Source organism: Flavihumibacter sp. CACIAM 22H1, from assembly GCF_001601815.1.
Lineage (GTDB): Bacteria > Bacteroidota > Bacteroidia > Chitinophagales > Chitinophagaceae > Flavihumibacter.
The window spans coordinates 32,214-33,905 of sequence record NZ_LUKG01000052.1; the positions used below are offsets into that span (position 1 = coordinate 32,214).

Sequence of the window (1,692 nt, forward strand, 5' to 3'; positions counted from 1 at the left end):
TTTAACCGCCGTTTTTTTCTGTGTTCCATACCCTACTACCACTACTTCATTACTGGTGGAGGCTTCCGGTTCCAGTTGAACAGACATGAGCTCACCGGTAATTTTTTGCTCTTTGGTTTTATACCCGATCATGGAGAATACTACTATATCGCCCAGGTCGGCCTGTATCAAAAAACCTCCGTTAGCACCGGTGCTAGTACCTCTTTGGGTTCCTTTAACTATAACCGAAACACCCGCTAAAGGTCGTTTGTTTTCGTCCAGCACCGTGCCCCTGATTTCTGCATAAGGAGGCCTGCTTTCTTCCAGTTTCTCCACTGGCTGAATGGCCGGCCTTTCTTTGACCACGATGGTTTGTTCAATAATGGTAAACGTAACCGGTAAATTCCGAAAACAGTGTTCCAGTGCCTCTTCAAGCGTTCCGTTTTTTATAGCAATAGACACTTTACCTGCCTTTTGAATAAAATCATCCTTATAAAAGAACTGGAATCCTGTTTGCCGGTTGATAAGCCGAAAAACTTTTACAAGGGTTACAATTTTTTTCAGAAATCGTGACTCGCTGGGCAAATCCATTTGCACTCACCTGCAAACAGAAAAGCAATAATAAATAGGCCGTTAGTTTCATAACAAGCAGCATTTTGGTGATTCTACTCCTCGCCGGAAGCAGAACGCTGGCAAACATTAAATTCATACTTTTGCTTTGGTTGGGTTAAACAGTAATTACCGGTTTGTATTTATCGGGTGGCCCAACTTCCTGCAGGGAGTGGTGCGAACACTTCCTGCTTTCGTTTGTGCCCCTTTTTTATTGTATGACGATCAATTTTTTTCCATCCAGTTTAAAATGAACACCGCTGGCCTCTAAAATTTTCAATACCTGCTCAATAGAACTGGATTTACTTACGATACCCGAAAATGTTTCCTTACTGAAGGATCCCTGGTAAACAATTTCCACATCATACCAACGGCTGATCTGTCGCATAATGCTTTGAACATCTCTGCTGTTAAACAAAAAAACTCCATTTTTCCAGGCTGTTACTTCTTCTATATCCTGAACCTCCAGAATATCTATGCTGCTATTGGGTTTTATCCGGGCTTGCTGACCAGGGCGAAGCAGGGAAAATTGGTTGTTTTTTTCCATCCTGATGGAGCCCTCTACAAGGGTCGTTGTTTGCCAGGGCTCATCGGCATAGGAGTTGATATTGAAACTGGTGCCAAGCACATGCACAGAAGAACTGCCGGTATTTACAATAAATGGATGCGCTTTATCATGTGCAACTTCAAAATATACCTCTCCGCTGATTTCAACCCGCCGTTCCTGCTGGTTAAATGCAACGGGGTACCGGATTGATGAAGATGCATTCAGCCAAACTTTCGTACCATCTGGAAGCACTAGCCTGTAATGTCCTCCGCGCGGCGTTTGCATGGAATTAAAAAGTTCGGCGCTTTTCTCATTTTTAATACCTGCATAGGAAATTTCTCCTTCTTCGTTTTTTACGATTTGTGCGGATCCCTGGGTTGCCAATACACCATTGGCGCTATCATCCAATACTAATTGACTGCCGTCCGATAAAGTTAGAATGGCTTTTTCTGAGCCAGGCGCTATGGTCTGAAAAGAAGTAGTAGAATGAGTTGCATGCAGGGTTTCGGCTGTTTTTTTCGGGTTTGACAAAAGAAAAACAGTAGCTGCTGAGAGCA

2 protein-coding genes are annotated in these 1,692 nt (G+C 43.3%); both read right to left on the bottom strand.

Translation table 11 applies throughout. The features are described from left to right. Nucleotides 1–570: SusC/RagA family TonB-linked outer membrane protein (locus A1D16_RS14190; protein ID WP_290710619.1), on the bottom strand; the 570-nt coding region annotated here is incomplete at its 3' end. Between the two features lie 229 nt (nucleotides 571–799). Then, nucleotides 800–1,692, bottom strand: an 893-nt coding sequence (locus A1D16_RS14195) for a FecR family protein (RefSeq protein WP_290710621.1), incomplete at its 5' end; no start/stop codon positions are given.